12 protein-coding genes are annotated in these 17,176 nt (G+C 36.4%); 2 read left to right on the plus strand and 10 right to left on the minus strand.

Annotated elements, in window-relative coordinates; genetic code table 11:
* The first annotated feature begins 13 nt into the window (after positions 1–13).
* Positions 14–1,030, plus strand: coding sequence for a phosphotransferase enzyme family protein (locus tag T323_RS27340; protein ID WP_051556658.1), 1,017 nt, complete (start codon positions 14–16; stop codon positions 1,028–1,030).
* Positions 1,031–1,063: 33 nt separating this feature from the next.
* Here the strand turns inward: T323_RS27340 and T323_RS0121210 are convergent, their stop codons facing one another.
* The 3 genes from T323_RS0121210 to hmpA form a co-directional block, all read right to left on the minus strand.
* Positions 1,064–2,092 (minus strand): potassium channel family protein, encoded by a 1,029-nt coding sequence (locus T323_RS0121210; protein WP_026675071.1) that lies wholly within the window; start codon positions 2,090–2,092, stop codon positions 1,064–1,066.
* 153 nt (positions 2,093–2,245) lie between these two features.
* Positions 2,246–2,464 (minus strand): hypothetical protein, encoded by a 219-nt coding sequence (locus T323_RS27345; protein WP_035179576.1) that lies wholly within the window; start codon positions 2,462–2,464, stop codon positions 2,246–2,248.
* A gap of 84 nt (positions 2,465–2,548) precedes the next feature.
* On the minus strand, positions 2,549–3,763 hold the full coding sequence (gene hmpA, locus T323_RS0121220; RefSeq protein WP_026675072.1) for an NO-inducible flavohemoprotein: 1,215 nt from the start codon (positions 3,761–3,763) through the stop codon (positions 2,549–2,551).
* A 160-nt stretch (positions 3,764–3,923) separates the two neighbouring features.
* Between hmpA and T323_RS0121225 the strand changes: the two genes are divergently transcribed.
* A complete protein-coding gene (locus T323_RS0121225; protein ID WP_026675073.1) occupies positions 3,924–4,355 on the plus strand; it encodes an Rrf2 family transcriptional regulator in 432 nt (143 codons plus the stop codon).
* A 30-nt stretch (positions 4,356–4,385) separates the two neighbouring features.
* Here T323_RS0121225 and T323_RS0121230 read toward each other — a convergent pair whose 3' ends face one another.
* The 7 genes from T323_RS0121230 to T323_RS0121260 all read right to left on the minus strand — a co-directional run bounded on the left by T323_RS0121230 (position 4,386) and on the right by T323_RS0121260 (position 16,988).
* Positions 4,386–4,622, minus strand: coding sequence for a DUF3892 domain-containing protein (locus T323_RS0121230; protein WP_026675074.1), 237 nt, complete (start codon positions 4,620–4,622; stop codon positions 4,386–4,388).
* 589 nt (positions 4,623–5,211) lie between these two features.
* Entirely contained in the window at positions 5,212–9,459 is a 4,248-nt protein-coding gene (locus tag T323_RS27350; RefSeq protein WP_051556659.1) for an alpha-amylase family glycosyl hydrolase, read from the minus strand.
* A gap of 628 nt (positions 9,460–10,087) precedes the next feature.
* The gene (locus tag T323_RS0121240) at positions 10,088–11,119 is read right to left on the minus strand and encodes a LacI family DNA-binding transcriptional regulator (RefSeq protein WP_026675075.1); all 1,032 of its coding nucleotides are present in this window, start codon (positions 11,117–11,119) and stop codon (positions 10,088–10,090) included.
* A gap of 355 nt (positions 11,120–11,474) precedes the next feature.
* Positions 11,475–12,314, minus strand: a complete 840-nt coding sequence (locus tag T323_RS0121245; RefSeq protein ID WP_026675076.1) for a sugar ABC transporter permease — start codon at positions 12,312–12,314, stop codon at positions 11,475–11,477.
* Positions 12,314–13,615, minus strand: coding sequence for a sugar ABC transporter permease (locus T323_RS0121250; protein ID WP_026675077.1), 1,302 nt, complete (start codon positions 13,613–13,615; stop codon positions 12,314–12,316). Before T323_RS0121250 ends, T323_RS0121245 begins: the two co-directional genes overlap by 1 nt.
* Before the next feature lie 70 nt (positions 13,616–13,685).
* Positions 13,686–14,978 (minus strand): sugar ABC transporter substrate-binding protein, encoded by a 1,293-nt coding sequence (locus T323_RS0121255; RefSeq protein WP_026675078.1) that lies wholly within the window; start codon positions 14,976–14,978, stop codon positions 13,686–13,688.
* Between the two features lie 228 nt (positions 14,979–15,206).
* Positions 15,207–16,988, minus strand: a complete 1,782-nt coding sequence (locus tag T323_RS0121260) for a methyl-accepting chemotaxis protein (protein ID WP_026675079.1) — start codon at positions 16,986–16,988, stop codon at positions 15,207–15,209.
* Positions 16,989–17,176: the final 188 nt, after the last annotated feature.

A 17,176-nucleotide genomic window follows, 5' to 3' on the forward strand; every position in this document is an offset into this window, starting at 1 on the left:
ATGAGGGATAATTATGGAAAAAGAAATTGAGATTTTATTTACAGAAAAAATCATAAATGAAGCAGTTGATCGCTTTCAGCTAAAGAAAGACTCATTAAAAAAACTAGGTTCATTTGAGAACTATGTGTATGAATGTGTAAAAGACGACAACTCATACATATTGCGGTTTACGCATAGTAGCCATCGCTCAAAAGCACAAATTGAGTCTGAGTTAGATTGGGTTAATTTTTTGAAGGAAAAGAATGCACCTGTTTGTGGACCATTACGCTCATCCTCTCGCTTTTTCGTTGAAGAAATTCAAGCAACAGATGGTAGTTCTTTTTTCTCCTGTTTATTTGAAAAAGCAAAAGGTGCTGCTGTTAAAGTAACCGATGAGCAGTTTAATGAAAAACTATTTCACCAATGGGGAAAATCGATTGGGCGTCTCCATAGCTTAACTGAACATTATAAGGTGCCAGACCATATTCAAAAAAGACATGAGCTTATAGTTGAATTCGATACTGAATTTGCGCCGTACCTTCCGTCTGATCACGTGATTCAAGAAAAAGCAAAAGACGTAATCGCGCAACTGAATAACATTCCAAAAACAGAAGTAACGTATGGATTAATCCATACTGACCTTCATTTAGGAAATTTCTTTTATGACGGGGAAACTATGTATTTGTTCGATTTCGATGATTGTGGCTATCATTATTTATTAAGTGATATTGCCATTGCGATTTATTATACATGTTGGTTCAACGATAACACGGACGAGGAAAATACAAACTTGATTCATCAATTTATCCCCGCTTTTATTTCTGGATATCGAGAAGAACATTCTTTCTTAGCAGAGGACCTTCGTTTACTACCACTCTTTTTTCATTTACGCGACTTAGAGTTATTAGGCGTCCTTCACAAGAAATGGGATGTGACTGCTTTAAATGAAAAACAACAAAAGTTACTTGACGATTTGTATAACCGAGTAAAAAATCAAATCCCTATTGTACGATTTGATATGGAGAAAATGGTTGTTCAATTACATTCTTAAATCCCAAAGATATTACAGTCTGTGTGCAGAGATTTAAATCTCTGCACATATTTTTTCATATGTTTCTTCATCACAAATCACATATAACTTAGCATCATCGGGTACTTTTTCATCCAAACGCCGGATAATCCCAAAGTCTTTTCGATTTGAAATCAAATTGGCTCCACGATTTTGCAAATCTGTATACGCATCTCGATAAGTACTCCATTTAGAACTTTTTTTCAACTCCCAAACATTATCTCCATGTTCTCTACTTAATAATTGCATGAAAATTTTTGTTGAACCTTTATGTAAAGCTGACTTCGCCATTAAATCAGAAAACGCTTCGTTAGATAATACAAACTCATCCACTTTCGCATGTTTAAAATTAGATGTATGTTTTTCCCTAACAATTTCGACAATCGTATAAATCTCTCTACTTTTCTCTGTTGCTAATCGTTCGATTGTCGATGCAATTAATAGTGAGCGACCATCAATCGAAACCGGGTCATCGATCGTATCAGGGGCAAACACTAATACTGCATCACACTGCAAAATATTCGCTTTATGTAACATTTCTCGCTCTGTTGCATCTCCTTGAATATACACCACTCTATCTCGTTCGAGTGGCGTCTTTTCTAACGTATCAATCAGGACAATCGTAGCATGTTCTTTCGCTAGAAAGAGTTCATTTATCGTTCGTTGTGACTTATGTGTCCAGCCAATAATGACATAATGTCCCGTTCCCTTATAACTCAACCTACCTTCCTCCTTTAAACGCCGATATAAGCTTACCGCTTCCACCATTTTTCCAATAACGATCCCTAATAATAAAATGCCAAATATATAAAGAATAAGAGCATACATTTTACCCAAAATGGTTTCTGGGACATAATCACCATACCCTGTTGTCGTTATTGTTGTCATGACATACCAAAAAGCAAGAAAAGGAGTTTGAAATGTTTCTGGTTCTATCCAATAAACAATGAATGAACTGCTAGTAATAAACAATATTGTGACGAGGATAATCGTTAAGTTTTTTACTTTTACGACCGTCTTCATAATATCAAAAATAAATAACATGATGAACATCCTTATCTTCATAATCTCTTTTACAAAGTATAGACAAGAATAGCTGACTTTAAGCTTAGGTACACATTCGCAGAAGAAGAAAAAGCAAAGGCGAGCATCCTATTGCAAAAATACACAGTTTAGCTCGCCTTCCTTATTTAATTCTTACAAATTTTCGTTTTGTTGCTTTATTTCCTCATTTGCAATTCCTTCATTCGCCTCTTCTAGCTCTTTATGCCCTTGGACAGAATCTCCCGCATAATATGGAGTCGTTTGAAATGGATCTTTGGAGCTAACATCAGATCGAATCGTTATTTCCTCATCTTTTGGCGTATTCGTAAGCGTCGTTTTATTGTTACTTACATTTTTATTTTGATTTTTCATATCATCCACCTCCTTCTATTAGGATGATGTGAAAGAAAAGAAATTATGAAAAAAGCTTATGGAATCATCCACAAGCTTTTTGTGTTATAACGTTGCTGCCGGACCGAAAAATTCATAGTGAATTCGGTTTAACTCCACATTACAGTCCACTAAATCTTTATATATAGCTTTCATAAAAGGAATAGGCCCACAAAAATAAATATCTCCTTTATGTTGTTGAATGATGGACTGTAGCCATTCCCCCGTAATAAAGCCTTCTTTTTCATATAATTTTTGTTCTTTATCCTTATTTGTCGGTTTTTCATAGCCAACATAATATTGATCATCTTCAGTAAGAAGCGACTTTATTTCATTGTCGAATGCATGGTGCTCTCCATCGATAGCCGCATGAATATATGTGACTTTCTTTAGCGGGTATTTTTTCTTTACTTCATGAAGCATACTAACAAAAGGAGTTAACCCTACGCCTCCACTAATGAAAAGAAATGAATTTGCTTTTTCTCCATTAAAAATAAAATCACCTGCTGGAGCAGAAACTTCTACTTTGTCCCCTACTTTAACTTCTCCATGTAAAAAAGAAGATACAACGCCTTTTGGTTTCGTTCCTGTTCCTTCTTCTCGTTTCACACTAATACGATAGTATAGTGCTCCCGGTTCATTGGATAAACTGTATTGGCGTATATGAGTATATTGTTCTCCATTGATTTTACATTTTACCGATATATATTGTCCCGGCTGATGGGTAACAATCTCACTTCCATCTGCTGGCTTTAAATAAAATGATGTAATCACTTTACTTTCCTTTTCAATCCGATCAATAACAAACGTACGCCATTCTTTCCAGCCCCCTGTTTTCCGCCCCACATCCTCATACATATCTTCTTCAACAGAAATGAACACATTCGCAATGACATCATACGCCTCCGCCCAGGCATTTATAATTTCATCTGTTGCTGCATCTCCTAATACATCTTTGATTGCAATTAATAAGTTCTCACCAACAATAGGATAATGCTCTCGTTTTACTCCTAAACTTCTATGTTTATGGGCAATTTGCTTTACTACTGGTAAAATTGCTTCTAAATTTTCAATATGTTTTGCAGCAGCATAAATTGAATTGGCTAACGCTTTCGGCTGTCGACCTTGTTTTTGATGGGCGTGATTAAAAATATTAAGTAATTCTGGATGTTTTGCAAACATAGTTTCATAGAAATGCTTTGTAATCGCTTCTCCGTGTTGCTCTAATACTGGCACCGTAGACTTTATGACCTTTATCGTTTCTGGACGTAGTGTTGTCATAGGTCTCCCCCTAAAAGATATATTTTAAATACATGTTTAATTTAAACACCAATCATTGGTAAAAGCAATATTTCAAATACATCTTTCATATTTTCTTCACACTTTCTTTCTCCCTAAAATGTGTTACTATTGTAGGAGATAGAATGAAGAAGGTGAACATATGCAACTTACAGCCTTTACCGACTACTCTCTCCGATTATTGCTTTATTTAGGAACCTTAAAGTCGGATCAATTAGGCAACATTAAACATATTGCGAAAGTGTACAATATATCAGAAAATCACCTTAGTAAAATCGTCCATGAATTAAGTAAATTAGGAATGATAGAAACAATTAGAGGACGAAACGGCGGGATGCGTCTAGCCCATCAACCGCGTCAAATCAATATAGGCTTTGTCGTTCGACAAACAGAGGATCTTCAAATCGTTGAATGTTTTGATTACGATTCAAACACATGTTTTATAAGTCCTGTTTGTCAATTAAAACATGTGTTAAGTGAAGCACTTGAAGCTTATTTAAAAGTATTGGATGCTTACACTCTTGAAGATTTACTTCATAATAAAGACACATTGTACACATTATTCCATAAGTAAAGACGGTGTCTAAATGACACCGTCTTTAATTTAAAATTGAGGCAGGTTATCTAAATTATTGTCTGGGGTTCCATCTGCATTACTACGAAGATGAGGCTCCCCGTCTCTTCCTTTAAAAACGTTCGCCCCCGTAATAACGCCATTTGTTACTTCTTGTTGGGCTTGCTTATAATCAAGAACTCTTCCTTCCGACGTTTTTAGCTCAATTATGTCACCTTCACTATTTTTTCTCACTGCTACAAATGTTTCATTTTGTTGTGTGTCCATCATATATCCTCCTTTACCATATGGTTATTAGTAGTCTTTGTATATGTTTTCTTTTTATTCTGATGTAACAGTCAGAATAAACGCGGGAGTGTCTTTTCATTTCAAGCGAAGTGCGGACCCCTGCCCTCCTTAACAGGTGTAATGCTTAAAAAATTGGCCTCCAAACACGATCGAAATGAAAATGAAGTACTTGTTGCAAATCACCGGCTACATCTTGTAGAATATGTCATCGAAAGAATAACAACCAACACATCCCATATCTCATTTATGCGGTCAGAGCAGCCGTTATTTGTGAACATAATACGGGTTTCCGTTTTTTAGCGGCCACAGGAGCACTTATTCACGCAAAAGCAACGCTATTCCTAGCGATTTATTATGATTTACTGCTCCTGTGACCACCAACGTTCCAAAACGCTAGCCATGTTCACAGATAACGGTTTTCATGGCCGCTTACTTACCACAAACAACTAAAGAAAAACGCGGTGCGTCTTTTCATTTCTAGAATAAGCTTTCAAAGCTTCACTGCTATACCAAAATTATGCCTTCTTATATGTTGAAAAAGACTGGCTCAATGAACCAGTCTTTTCTATTATACGATTTGTTTTTTACGACGATAGATATAGAATCCAATACCTACAAGAAGTAAAATCGTTCCCAGTACTAACCCATTAAACAAGTTTGTTGCTGTTTTAGGTAATGCTTTTCCCTCTTTTACTTGTTCAGGTGCAGGAGCACTAAACTCTGATTCTACTTGCTCTCTTTCAAATACAGTGAATAAACTAAAGTGTGTTGTTTCGGCTGTAACATATCCATCTTTATAAACACCACCGATTAATTCCCACTTTCCTGTTTCTTCATTGTAATAATACACTTTTACATTATCCGGATTTTTCACTTTACTAGCATCTACTTTAAACGTTAATGTGACAGGGAACTCAAAGTTAGATATCTTTTTCCCCTCTTGTTTTACAGTAAAGTCATACACTGCAGAAAGTGCACCTTTATAATCTTGATACTTTTCAATAATAAACTCAACTTCACCGTCCCCAGGTAGATTGTTCGCTGGGAATCCAATTGTCACATCATCTTTCTTTATAGAAATCGTTGCGTTTTTACTTCGTAACTCTTTAACTTGTTCAGAAGTTAACTTTACCGTTATGACTGTTAATTTATTTGCATCTTTCAAATCGATTTCAAGTACACCGTTTGTTGGAAGCTTTTGAACAGGCTTTGTATCGATAGTAACCGTACCTGTTTTCTTATCAACCTTCCCTTTTGTCGTTTCAGATGGAACCGGTACTACAGGTGACTTTTCTTTGTCTTTTCCTTTGTTTTTATCTTTATCTTTATCCTTATCGGAACCTTTGTCACTATCCTTATCCCCTGGCTGAGTCGGTTGTGTCGGACTTGGGTTAGGATTTGTTGGATTTGTTGGATTTGTTGGGTCTACTGGGTCAGTGCCATCAACAGGGTCTTGAACAACTCCGTTTGCTAAGATCACTGTCCCACCAGCATCACGGCCTGGTAGTGTAACTGTAACTGTTTGATCATCTGCTACTGTATACGTATGATTTCCATAAACATCAGTCACCGTATTTCCACTAGCAAATGGTACTGTAAACGTTACTTCTTTTGCTTCTGTTCCAACATTAATCGCAACTACAACAGATTCATCCTGATATTTTCTTTCAAATGCAGTATATCCCTCTGCATCAGAACCAGCTATCTGTTGTCGAGTACCCTTTGAGAACACTTGGGAATATGCTTTACGAGCATTTAAAAGCTTTGTGTAATGCTCATGAATGTCATTTCCTTCAACGATATTCCAATCAATAACATAACGATTTGTGTAATGTGGATAATTTGCTTCTCCTGAATATCCTAATTCTTCACCGTAATAAATAACCGGTTGACCTTTCGCTGTAATTTGAAGCGCAGCACCAAGCTTTAATTTTCCTGTATCGCCAGCAATTCTTGGTTGGTCTAAGAATCCGATTTCATCATGACTTCCTAAGAATTGACCAAGTGTCCCACCGTTAGAAATCACTTCGTTTCTTGCTCTCATCGTATTTTCAACACTATTGATTTGACCGTTAGCAAAGTTCACGGCATAGTTTTTAAAGTCAAAGTCTAGTAACGAATCCATCATTCCTGTATTTAAATAACCGTGGTCATCATTGTAATGAGCTCCCCATGACTCACCGATCATTTTAAATTCAGGCATTACTTTTGTTTGCTCGTTTTTAAATTTCATCCAAGTTGCATCTTCAACGTGTTTTACTGTGTCGACTCGGAAATAGTCAATCGTATTTCCATTTGGAGTTCTGGACTTTTCAATCCAATCAACTTGCCATTGGACAATTTGGTCGCGTACAGCTGGATCTTCGGTAATAAAATCAGGTAGTCCCGCTAATTCACCACGAACTTCATCTGAACCACCATCACGTAGCATACCAGCAAAACGGGCACGGTCTTCATTTGTTGGGAAATGAGGAATCGTTCCATCTAATCTAGCATCTGCTTCTTTTAAACCATAACCTGTATGATTTAAAACGACATCGATCATTAATTTCATTCCACGCGCATGGGCTTCATCAATTAATTCATGGAAATCTTCCATCGTTCCAAAATGTGGATTCAATTCTTCAAAATTACTTGCCCAATATCCATGATATCCATAATAAGGTGTAATATGTGGGTCATCGGCATGACGAACATCATACACAATATTTTCAACAATTGGGTTAATCCAAATTGTATTAATTCCTAGTGCATCTAAGTAATCAAGTCTTTCTGTAATCCCTTTGAAGTCGCCGCCTTTATATGCACCAGGCATACTTGTATCATAACCTACTCCATAAGGGTCATTATTAGACGAGTCACCATCAAAGAAGCGGTCCGTTAATAAGAAATAAATACGGGCTTCATCCCAATCAAAGTCCCCTTCACCAATCGAGTGACGTGCTTGTACAGTAACTTCCGCTTCACCATAATGCTCATTTCCATAAACATCAACAACTGTAATTGGTAATGTTTTTACACCTGCTGTTGTTTTATGGTCTACAGCAATTGTTAACTCTTGTAACTCCGTATCAATAGCTACTTTTTCGTTGCCACCAACTTCACGAAGGTCAACAAAAATCTCACGAAGCTCCACTTCTTCTTCACTAGTAATATCTAATGTCACAACTGCATTTTGATTATAATCAACAGCAGCCGGTGTTACTTCGGCAGCAACATCAAGTTCAGAACTAAAATACGAGACAACTGATTTGCCGTTAACTGTATTATAAGGATCAGACACTTTCGATGTTACGCCATCTACTGTCACATAAAAATAATATTCAAACTCACCTGAAGGAAAATCAGTAAACGTATACACAAAGCGCTCATTTTTCACTTCATTTGTCATTTCAAATTTTTCTTCAGTTCCATCAAAATCAAACGCTAATTCAACTTTTTCAATTTGGTCCATTTTATCTGCTAAATATAAATCTTTATCTCTAAACTGAAATGTCGCATTCCCGTTTGTAATCGTTGGCTTACTAATTGAAGGGACTGTAAAAAATTCTGTTTCTCCACTTTTTACATGAACTTTCGTGATAGGATCACTTTTGCTCACATGAATTGTGCGGTCTCCACCTGGCTCTCTAGAATCCCAGCCTGCTGTTCGGACGATAAAGCCTACTCGTTCAGCTTGTGGTCCGACAAAAATTTCAGCAATCGCTTTTCCATCTTCAAAACGAGTAAAGTCAATGTTATCGTTTCGGGCACCTGTTCCCCAAACCCAAACATCCCAATTCGTATAGTCTTGGTCAGGTCTTTCATACGTAAAGCGAATATGTGGTCGAACATTGCCATTGATTTCATCAATGGCTGCTTTCGCTGCAGCTTCAGACGTATAAACAGTGCTTTTTCCTTCCACTATCCAAAACTCTGATGAAGTTTCACCATTTGGAATGGCAAGTAATCTGCCTGGTTCATCTTGAGAGGCCCAATCATTTCCTCCTACTGACTTACGAGGAAGAGCTGTGATATCATTTTCTGGGAAACTGAATGTTCCTTTAGCAAATTTATAGTTTTCTTCACCATGGACATTCGTAAATGTATAGCCAGCATCTTGTGAACCGCTATTATAGATCCATAAATTCCAACCGTCTAAATTATTATCTAACCTGTGGTAATTAATCGTGTATTCATACATTACCCCAACTGTTTTTACTGTTTTCACAGTTTCATAGTTATCTTTTGCTGCTTTTACTTTAACTTCTCTATTTGCTGCCACATCACTACCAATCGTTAACGTTGAACCTGTTAATTCAACACCAGTTGGTGCAGATACTAGCGACCATGTTACTCCCTCTGCTCCTGAAGTTTCACCTACTTCATTAACAAAGTCCGCTTTTAATTCATAAGATCTTCCTACTTGCATTGTCGTTGAAACTTGTCCTAATTTCAATCCTGGAACAACTAACTTGCTGTTACCACCTTGCGATTGTGGATTAAGAGGGTCATTTATCCACCCATCGTCTCCAACGATAAACTTATATTCGTATACATCTGGAGTGAGCTCGGTTGTTTTTGTCCACACCCCATCTTGCTTTTCCATGTTTAACGCATTACTTTGCCATTCTGTAAAGCTTCCAGCAATACGTACTCTTTGCGCATCATTATTACTGTAATTAAATGTCACTGACCCATTTGATTCAACAACTGGGCTTTTTAATTCTGGATCAGATTGAGCAGAAGCCGTTGCAGGTAAATAGCTAGTAAAAACACTAAAAACCATTAACAACGCTAATGCTAACGAATACCATTTTCGATGTTTTGTAAACATTTTGAAACCCCTTTCAGTTATAAGAATAAAAAAACAAAACTAGTGCAAACGATTGCATTATTGTGATAAAAAATAAGCAATGTGCATAATGTAGTTTGCACAACGATTTATGCAATCGCTTTCGCTAATTCAAATTTATCATAAAACCGCTTTCGTAGCAATGAAAATTGTTAAGAATTCTTTAAGTTATTTTTTTACAAAAGTATTAAAAGACGGTACCTGTCAATGATAAACAGTTCATGAACAAAAAGAACAAATTCAAGGTTTGGACATGTGAAAAAATAGTTTGTACACAAAATTAGGTTCTATCGATCCCACATCTCTCACTTTTGCGGTCAGAGCAGCCGCTATTTGTGAACATGATACGGGTTTCCGTTTTTTAGCGGCCACAGGAGCGCTTATTAACACAAAAGCAACTCATTCATAACAATATATTATGATTAACTGCTCCTGTGTCCGCCAACGTTCCAAAACGCTAGCAATGTTCACAGATAACGGTTTTCATGGCCGCTTACTTACATCTAAGAATATAGTAGAGCAATGTTATACACAGGTAGACTATATTGTAGTTTCCTAAAAAAATAAAAAGCTGCCGATACTTCGACAGCCTAACTTAATAAATTAAATATTAACTTTTTGTATACTTTTTACATGTTTGTCGTTTTACTAATTTATGAGGAATAATTAGTTTTTTCGCTTCTTGTTCAGGATGTTTAATTTTATCAATTAGCAAATCGGTCGCTCGGTAGCCTAAATCATAAATATGAATATCAACAGTTGTCATTGGTGGCGATGACAATTCAGATATCATGACATTATTGAAGCTAACGAGAGATAAATCGTCTGGCACATTCACTCCCATATCATTTAACATCCGTAATACACCGAAACTCATAATATCATCAACGACAACGATGGCTGTAGGTCTTTGTTCGAGTGACATTAACTCAATAATGGCATCTTGTCCACCCTCTTCAACTTCATCATGGTGAACTACATACTCTGTTGTTAAAGGGATATTGGCATTTTTTAATGCCTGTTTATAGCCTTCCATATGGTCTAATGTTACAACATAGTCTAAATTTCCCCCAACAAAAGCTATCTTTTCATGACCTAGCAAAATTAAATATTCCGTCACCATTTTGGCCGCCTTGAAATTATCATTATTTACAAAGGTAACCGCTGACTCATTATTATGATATGGACGACCTATTAATGTAAAAGGAAAGTTTTGTTCTATTAAAAATGGCATCACTTTGTCATCTACTCTAGAATACAAAAGCATTATTCCATCAACACGGCGACTATGAACCATCTCCATTACTTCATCAAGGATTTCATCCTCAGTCTGACCTGTTGATAAATATAACCCATAGTTTTCCTGGTGTGCTTTTGCTGTGATTCCACGGATAACTTCTGGGAAAAACGGATTTTGAAAGGCGATTTTTGCAGAGTTTGGCATCACAATCCCTAATGTACTCGTCGACTTATTAGCCAAACTTCGTGCATTAAAATTCGGATGATATCCAAGCTCCTGCATCGCCTCTCGCACGCGCTCTTTTGTCTTTTCACTGATTCTGGAACTATTTGCAATGACTCGTGATACCGTTGACGGAGCAACATTGGCTCGTTTTGCAACATCTTTTATTGTGATCGCCATCGGTATCTCTCCTTCTCAAACATTCTTCTTATATTTTAGCGTTTCTTCTAATTATAAACAATTGTTACTTTTTTACCTAGTAGTAAAAAGAAAGCCGTTTGTACGACTTTCTTTTTCTTATATTTATCAAAAACACTCACTGTCTCGGGTAAAAATGTGAATGAAAGTTTCTGTAGTTGATTCCGTTCAAGTTGAACATACTATATTGATTTATAAGAAACAAGGCATTTATTTTTTTATTGCCTTCACCATACTCACTTTATGGCATATCGAATCCCATACTCCTATCGCGTTGGTCGTTTCTTATAAAAGAAATCCTTCATTCCATACTAATTTATTTCTCTCACTTATTTTGTTACCCTTTCGTCGCTCCAGAAGAAAGACCTGTAATAAGGTAACGTTGTAAAAATAAGAATACTGCTGCAATTGGGATAGCAACTAAAATAGATCCTGCTGCGAAACGACTAAAGTCAGAAGCGTAGCTATCATTAACTAAGTTGTATAATCCTAAAGCTAATGTGAAATTTTCAGGTGTTCGTAGTAAAATCCTTGGCAAAATGAAATCCATGAATGGTCCCATAAAATTAAATAACGCAACAACCGCAATGATCGGTTTGGCAAGTGGAAGCATTATCGTAAAGAAAATTCGGAAATGGCCTGCTCCGTCTAATTTTGCAGATTCATCTAACTCGCGTGGAATCGTATCAAAATATCCTTTTACTAAGAAGGCATTTAACGGAATCGCCGTACCAATGTAAATTAACGTTAAGCCTAACAAACTATTTAATAATCCAAAAACACTTAACATAATATATAGGGCAACCATCCCCATGATGGCAGGGAACATTTGCAAAAGTAAAAACATATACATACCATTTTTTCTCCCCACAAATCGGTAGCGAGAAAAAGCATATGCTACAAGAGCAATCAAGAATGTTGCGATGATTGAATTCGCAGTCGCGACTTTAACCGTATTCCAATACCATGTTAGGTATCGACTGTTTTCACCAAACAACCACTCATAGTGGACTAAAGAAGCATTGTTTGGAATTAACGAAGCTGTAACTAAGCTTGGAGAAGGGTTAAATGACGCACCTAATGTCCAGGCAATTGGATATAAAATCACAACGAACATAATCGCAATAATGATATATATCCCCGTGAGTTGCATAATTGATATTGTTTTTCTGCTCATTAGATTTGTCCCTCCTCTTTAAACGAACGTGATCTTCTGAATTGGAAGAATGCAAATGTTGCAACGAATAATCCCATAATTACCGATACGACAGCAGCCATTCCGAATTGCTGGTTTTCAAACGTTAAACTATAAACCCATGAAATCAAGATATCTGTACCACCGGCGTTTTGACCTCGAACAGCTGGACCACCTTCATTAAACAAGTAAATAATATTAAAGTTATTAAAGTTAAATGAATACTGCATGATTAAAAGTGGTGCTGTTGCAAATAAGACGTGCGGCAACGTAATTTGGCGGAACTTCTGCCAAGCGTTAGCGCCATCAATATCAGCTGCTTCGTACCAATCTTTTGAAACGCTTTGCAATACACCTGTGAACAAAGCAAATACATAAGGGAATCCGAGCCAAACTTGAATCATAATAATAGCCGTTCTCGTCCAGTTCGGGTCCGACATCCAAGGGATATTCAATCCAAAAATCGGTTGAATGACATCTCGGTTAATCGCACCAAAACTTTCGTGGAACAACGCTGAAAAAATCAAAATCGACACAAATCCTGGAACTGCCCAAGGAAGTATAAATACAGTACGAATTAATTTTTTGAAACGAACTCGATGATCATTAACGATTATCGCTAAAAATAACGCTAAAACAATTTGAATCGTTGTAGCAACAAATGTCCAAATTAACGTCCAAGATAATACGGATATAAACGTTTCACGCCAAATTGGAACTGTTGCCAATTGAAGAAAGTTTTCAAACCCAACCCAATCTAATAAATTACGCGGAGGTGCATTATACCTACTATAGTTTGTAAACCCAACAAACACTAAAAATAATAACGGGAGTACAACTGTAAGAAGTAGCATAAAGAAACCTGGTAACACTAAAAAATATGGAAAAGCTTTATCATATGAATTATGGAAAGATTCTCGAATAGACGGGATAACCCAACCTTTTGCTAATCGCTCAGCATCGATATGCGCATCTTTAATATTCCAGCCATATATAAATAGATAAAATATCGTTAAGAAAATCGCTAAAATACCATTAATAATTAAAAAGCGAGAATCATGTATTGCTGGATCTGTTCCTAATGTTACAATCCCCCAAAATCCTTGAGCAATAAAGCCATTTAATGAAATTAAAAAAGATGCAGCAAACAAAAAGAAGATTGCACCTTTTATAAATCTACGGTTAAAAAATTGACCTAGCCCAGGGAACAGGACTGATAATAGGGTAGCTATTAGAACGCTTTTTCTTTTGACTTTTTTATCATCAGCACTTGTAGTTGACACGTAAGCTCCCTCCTCTTTATTACATAAATAAAAAATGTGGAAGGAAGAGACTCCCTTCCACATTTCTCAATTATTGCTGTAACGCAATTTCTTCGTGAATTTGATCTACTGCCTCGTCTAAGATTTCTTGAACATCTTCACCTTGTAAAATTAATTGAAGTGAATCGTTCATAGGTCCCCAAACTTGAGACATTTCTGGGATATTTGGCATTGGCTCAGCAAATGCTAACTGCTCAACAAAACCTGCAATATGCTCATCATTTGCTACTAGGTCTGATTCTGCTACAGATTGGTTAGCAGGAATTTCACCAGCAACTTCAAACCAGATTTGTTGGCTTGCTTCATTTGTTAAATAGATAATGAAATCAGTTGCCCAATAAGTGTTGTCAGAGAATGAAGAAACAAACCATCCGTGGTTACCTGAGAATGTATCAGGAACTTCACCATTATCAAACTTCGGTAATGGAGCAACTCCTAAGTTCTCTCCAAGAGCATCACGGAAACCGTTTAGTGCCCATGGTCCGTTAAGAATTGTTGCAGCCCTACCATCTTCAAAAATCGCTGCAGCATTATCTAAGTTCATATCTGCAGGCATTAAACCATCAGTAACCCATGATTGAATTAGTTGTCCACCTTCAACAGCACCAGCATTGTTTAAACCAATGTCTGAAGCATCAAGTGCACCAGCTTCCCCACCGAAAATATATCCACCAGGACCAGTTAAGAATGGTTTCATGAAGTAAAGGTCGCCAGGGTTTGCAAGGAATCCATATTGATCTCCTTGAGTGAAGTCTTTCGCAAACTCCATTAACTCAGTCATTGTTTCAGGAACTTCTTCTAAATGTTCTTTATTATAGTATAAAGCGTATGTTTCAACTTTGATAGGTACTCCATATTGCTCCCCATCAATCTGGAATGACTCATAAGCATTTTGGAAGTAAGTATTAGCTACTTCTTCAGGAATATTTAGTTCTGCTGCTAACCCTTGTAAAGTAATTCCACCAGTTCTGTCATGAGGATTCATAAATACATCTGGACCTTGACCAGCTGGACCGTCTAATGAAAGGTTATCAACTTGGTCATCAAAGTTCATTGGAACGACTTCAATATTAATTCCTGTTTCTTCAGTATAATTCTCAATGATTTGATTTGTAGCTGCTAATTGTCCTTCATTGTCATTAACCCAAATTGTTAATGATTCAGGCTTTTCAGGTGCATCCCCTTCAGCTACTTGCTCTTGGTCATCACCAGGCTCTGTTGGTGCAGGTGTTTCTTCTCCAGCATCATCTCCACCACAAGCAACTAAAACCATGGAGATGAGTAACATTACCAACAATGTTAAAAATGAAGATTTCTTAAACATGTTCTTTTCCCCCTAATTTTTTGTGTTAAATAATGCATATCACTAAGTATCATACCCAAGTGTTTTTTTACAATACTATGCCCTCTACCTATCTAACTCTTAGGCAACCGCTTGCACAGTCATGTAAAAAAATTGCGATTTGATAGATGTTCTATGAAATCGCTTGCACTATTTATTTACATTATAGCGCCTATATTTATAAATAACAATGCTTTTTTTAATTTTTTTTTAATTAATTGTGAACTTTTTTGTACTCTCTTTCACTTTATTTGCAACAGCTTCCAAACGGTTCATATTCCCAACTAAATCACCAGAAACTGTGATTTGTTCTGTTGTACAAGCTGTTATTTCTTCTGACCTTTCAACTAGAACGGAAGCTGATTCTACTAAATCTTCTGTAGAAGCTGCCACTTCTTGCAAACCCGTGGAAATCGCTTGAATCGCTTCGGTTATTTCTTTGTTCTCAACTGATAAGTTTGAACCTTTTTTACTGATTTCATTAAATATTTCTCGCACTTCATCAGATGTAGAGACAACCGATTGCACGATTTGCTCGAAAGTTGCAAACTGTTCCATAAATTGAACTGTATTCCCTTGCGTTCGTAAAATAATAGTTTTAATTTGCTCTGAAAATGAATTTGTTTGATTTGATAAATTCCGGATTTCATTTGCGACTACAGAAAATCCTTTCCCTGCTTCGCCGGCCCTTGCTGCTTCAATCGAAGCGTTTAAAGCAAGCAAATTCGTTTGACCTGTTATCCCTTCAATATCGGTCATAAATTTAGAAACCTCATCCATACTTGAAACGACTTCTTTCATATTTTGAGATAGTGCTTTCGTTTCTTCGGAAGCAGCTTTTATCGTTTTACTCATTTCAATCATTTGAGATGATCCATCTTTTGCTCCTTCGTTCATTTCAACCATTTTCTTATTAATGGACATAGCCGCATATTCAATTTCTTGTGAGCTAACTGATGATTGCTCAGTAACAGCTGATATTGATGTTGCATGGTCTAATTGCTTTTGCGCATCTTGACGGAATAATCCAGCCAACTCTTCAATTTTTCCAGTTGCTTCTTGATTTAGTTTTGCTCGATTTGTTACATCATTGGAAACAACAAGCATTTCCTCACTCGCTTTTATATTAGAGTGCAATGAATCTGTTAATTGGTCAGCCATTATTTTTAAACCTTCATTAATATCCCAAATTTCATCACGTCTTGTCATGTTAGCATCAAATGTAAAATCACCATTTCGATAGGCTTCAATTCTTTTAAGGATTAGCGAAATTCCTGCGTTTAAATTTCTTGCAAATAAAACTAGGATAAGAAGAGATACAAACCCAATACTAATCACCGTTACAAATAGCGTTTGTTGATTTCTTTTGAGTGCTTCATTCACAACTGCCACATTTTCATCAAATGCATTATCGAAGTACGGCTGAATCCTTGAATGGGCCCCTTCTGTTGTTTGGAGGGCTTTTGTTATTCTTTGTGAAGCATCGACTCTAACTCGATTCGCTCTTTCTCCCACAAAAGGTTCCGCCAATAAGTTTTCATATATGTATACAAATTGGTCAAACCCGGATTGAAGATGCTGATAATAACTAGCGATATCATCACTTTGCGTCATAAATTCTTCAATATCTTTAAGCTCGGTATCTACTTTTTCTATTTCTTCTTTTAAAACTCTAACTCTTGTATCAGTATAACCATCAGTCAATAAATCATATTGAATTAATCCAATTTGATTTATACTGTTATTTATATTCGTATACTGATCTTTTGTTGTAGTTAGTTGATTTAAATTTTGAACTTCTTTTTGGACCGTATTATTACTTGCCAGCAGAAACACACCAGAAAGAGAACTAATCAATACAATCCCGATGACAACAATTAATAGTTTGAACACCAAAGGAAAGCGTTTACTTTTAAGCGAATCTATCGAAATTTTCCTCCCCCAAAACCTTTTCGTTTGCTGTTCCATTTTCTTTTTTACCGTTTTCCACATGTTGTTTCCCCCTCAAAAAATGAATACGAAATCGTTTGCGCAAATGAAGTAGTTCTTTTTACTTATTATAAACACAAGACTCTTATCCTATCAACATATTTTAACAGAGATTACGGTTTTTATTTTATGCAAACGCTTGACAACAAGTATGTAGTTCTCCTATCGTATCTGTAAGTAGTCACTTATCC

The organism is Alkalihalobacillus bogoriensis ATCC BAA-922 (genome assembly GCF_000621445.1).
GTDB lineage: Bacteria > Bacillota > Bacilli > Bacillales > Bacillaceae_F > Bacillus_AO > Bacillus_AO bogoriense.